Consider the following 3,827-nt stretch of genomic DNA (forward strand, 5'->3'; position numbering starts at 1 on the left):
GAAAAATTATTTTGGACAACGCCAGCATTTGAGAGTATCCCAATTAAGTTACGCGGTTGTTGGTCTTCGATAACCTGCTGAGGAATCACCTGAACCGAAGCAGGAATATCACGCAATGGTGTATCTGTTTTCGTTGCAGTAGTCGCATCTGGAACCCGATAATTTGTATCTGGTGGAGCAGTCACATTTAACTCAATGGGCTTTTCTGGCTCTGTTGTAGATGGTTTTTGTTCTGGCGTTGTTGTTGGCTGTTGAGCAGTAGAAGTACTAGGAGTCACTCCAAAAACTAAACCCTCTTTTGTACTATCAAACAACTGCACTGTTGGGACACCGTTTTCACCCGTAACTGTCAAGCGAATACTATTGGCATCAACTTGTGTTACTATAACTAGTGCAATTCCGGCTACTGGCTTTGATTGTCGGAAACTCTCTCCATTTACCAGTTGCAACTTGGTGTTAGGAATATCTGCAATGTAAGAATTACCCTCAGTTTTTGGTGAAACTTGTAGTTTCTGAGAATTAGCTGTGACTAAAATTAACTCTATCCCTTTATCAGTAGAGTTAACCTTCACATCCGTAACTAATACCACATCTGTAGTTGCTTGACTAAGTTCGGGAAGTTTATTCTGTCTGGGTACTCTCCATAAATATGAAGCATTAGTTTTAGGAAACTGTAGCTGATTCAATGTTTGAATTTCTTTGAAGACTTCACCCGATCGCACTAAAGTTTTTTTGACTAACGGTTGTTCAGGATATGCTGGATTGGCTAAAGTTAGAGAAACAACAGATATTAACCAGCAAACAGCAGGATACGGTAGTTTAATAAACATTTTTACACACACCACTTAGGAAATACTAGGTATTGGAATTAAGAGTTAAGTATAATTTACTTCTCAATCCTCAAGGTAAAATACACTATCAAAGTAACTAGAGCGTTAGTACTTAAAATTGGGAAAGAGGGTTTCCGTTCCATCAAAACTCGTACCTCACTGTTGCTGTCGCTGTAAATGGTTCACCTGCGTAAACTTGTAAGTTATTTCGAGCGCTTTCAAAATACCGAACATCAAACAGATTGTTGAGATTGACTCCAACTTGCAGATTATTTTTGCGGTAATAGACCGCTGCATCAGTTCGGAAGTGACTTGGTAACTGGAACGAGTTGTCTAAATCTCCTTCTCGTTCACCCACATAAGATAAACCTAGACCAAATCCCAATCCTTGCAGTGAACCCTTGCTTGGGCAAAGTGTAAGTCGTCCACAAACTGGCAACATTGTCAGGGGCAAGAGCCACTCGGTTGCCAACTTTGTATAGATTGTCACTGGTAATCTGGGCATCATTATAGGCATAATACACAATTACATTCCACCCTGGTAATATTTCTCCAGTTACATTCAACTCAATTCCCCGACTTCGTTGCTCCCCCGTTTGGACATCAAAGGTTTGATTAACGAGGTCAGGGGTCACAACATTGGATAACGTCAGTTGGTATAAAGCGAGGGTCGAAGAAAGTTTACCGTTGAGAAAATCTGTTTTGACTCCCACTTCATATTGAGTCCCACGACTTGGTTTAAATGCGCTACCATCAAAAGCGGTTCCAATGTTTTGATAAAAAGATTGACCAAAGCTGGCGTAAAGGGAAACAGGTTTGATCGGTTGATAAACAAGACCAATTCTAGGGCTGAAAGCAGAATCCGATTGACTAGTTTCTTGTGAGGTGATAACGTTTGTAACGTTATTCTCCACAAAATCGATACGCCCACTCAAAATCAATTTGAGATTTTCTGCAAGTGTTACTTGATCTTGAGCATAAATACCAAGAGCATCATCTCTGTTCTTACGATTGATTTGATTGTTAACAGTACCTAAAGGTTGACCATATATCGGATTAAACAGGTTAATTGATCCAATCGAGTTCAAAGTAGAGTTGAATGTAGCCTGAATATCTCTGTATAAATCCAAACCAAACAGTAGTTGATGCTGAACACTACCTGTCTTAAATTTGCCAATGATATTGGTATCGAGAAGATAATTATTCCAAACGACAGGTTCTAGAAATTTTTGTGTCCGTCGCCGAAGAGTACGGTTATCAGGTAGTAAACTTACTGGTGTTGTAGACTGTTGTTCGTATCGCAGAAGGGTAATTTGTAAAGCATTCCGCAGCACCCAGTCATCATTCAAGCGGTGTTCAAAGGTATACCCAATTCTACCAGTCTGGCGATCGCTGAAATCTGTTGGTTCACCTATAAAACGACTGCGTGAGATTTCCCCATTAGAGTTAGGTAGCACAGTCCCTTGAGCAGGTAAACCGGGATCGAAAATGATGCGACTATCCTGGTACTCTCCTTCTAACGTGAGCGTTGTTTTAGAATTGGGATGCCAGGTAATCACTGGCGAAACGAATGTGCGAGTAGGGTTGAAAAAATCGATAAAGCTACCAGAATTCGAGTAAGCAGCATTTAGGCGATACAGAAGTGTCCCATCTGAAGTCAACGGGCCAGAGAAATCGATAGAGGGTTGATAAAAGCTATAACTGCCGACACCAAAAGCAATGGAATAGTAAGGCTGACTCAGTGGCTTTTTAGTAATAATATTAACTATACCCCCAGGATCGCCTTGACCATACAGCACAGAAGTAGGCCCTCTGAGAATCTCTATCCGCTCGATATTGGGAGTTGAAGCCCCATTAGTTGAACGATTGAGGTTGTCTCTAAGACCGTTACGAAGGGTGTTGATAGTATCAAACCCTCGAATAATAAATTCATCTGATGAGCGGGGTGGAGCTGCACCCTGCAATATACCATAATCTTTGAGTACCTCACCGATACGAGTCGTTCCCTGATCTTCCAACACCTGTCGGGGGATAACATCAATAGACTGTGGAATGTCGCGTAGCGGGGTATCTGTTCTCGTACCCACACTTGTATCAGGAATTCGATAACCTGTATCAGGCGGTGCTGTCACTTCTAACTCAATAGGTGGTTGCTTCTCTTGTATTGGTTGTTGCTCTGGTGTGGGTGTTGGCTGCCGTGCAGTACTTGTCACTCCAAAAACTAAACCTTCTTTTGTACTATCAAACAACTCCACCGCAGGCGCAAAAGCTTCCCCAGTCACCGTTACCCGCAAGGTGTTCGCATCTAAATTTGCAACTGTAATTAATGCAATTCCGGCTACTGGCTTTGATTGTCTAAAATCCCCACTTCTTAGTTGCAACTTGGCATTAGGGATATCTGCAATATAGGAATTACCCTCAGTTTTCGGTAAAACTTGTAGCTTTAGAGAATTAGCTGTGACTAAAATTAACTCTATCCCTTTATTAGTAGAGTTAACCTTCACATCCGTAACTAATACCACATCTGTAGTTGCTTGACTAAGTTCGGGAAATTTATTCTGTCTGGGTACTCTCCATAAATATGAAGCATCAGTTTTAGGAAGCTGTAGCTGATTCAATGTTTGAATTTCTTGGAAGACATCACCTGAGCGTACTAAAGTTTTTTTGACTAACGGTTGTTCAGGATATGCTGGATTGGCTAAAGTTAGAGAAACAACAAATATTAACCAGCAAACAGCAGGATATTGTAGTTTGATAAGCATTTTTATATACACTCCTCAGTGGTTACCAAGTCTTAAAATTGATAATTAAGTATAATTTTTATCATTACTAATAGATCAATTACTCTCACTAACTAAGTTGGTAGAAAAATGTATTTATACCAATTTAATTCTTGTAAAAATATATATAGCAACCGCCAGGTTGGTTAGGACACTAAACTCAGAACATACTCCATTGCCGCTCGCAAGGTAGGGAAGTACTCCAGTTGCTTGCGGA

General features: G+C 40.6%; 3 protein-coding genes. All 3 read right to left on the reverse strand.

The annotated features are described in order from the left end of the window. The coding region (locus V7K89_RS11305) for an AMIN domain-containing protein (RefSeq protein ID WP_335187127.1) at positions 1–830 on the reverse strand (830 nt) is incomplete at its 3' end. Between the two features lie 142 nt (positions 831–972). Beyond that, positions 973–1,188: a hypothetical protein gene (locus tag V7K89_RS11310; protein ID WP_335187129.1), complete on the reverse strand. Its 216-nt coding sequence runs from the start codon at positions 1,186–1,188 to the stop codon at positions 973–975. Further along, positions 1,181–3,592 carry a TonB-dependent siderophore receptor gene (locus tag V7K89_RS11315; protein ID WP_335187131.1) on the reverse strand — a complete coding sequence of 804 codons (2,412 nt, stop codon included), beginning with the start codon at positions 3,590–3,592 and terminating at the stop codon, positions 1,181–1,183. Before V7K89_RS11315 ends, V7K89_RS11310 begins: the two co-directional genes overlap by 8 nt. Positions 3,593–3,827 lie beyond the last annotated feature (235 nt).

The sequence above is a fragment of the Nostoc sp. genome, from assembly GCF_036917515.1.
Taxonomy (GTDB): domain Bacteria; phylum Cyanobacteriota; class Cyanobacteriia; order Cyanobacteriales; family Nostocaceae; genus Nostoc.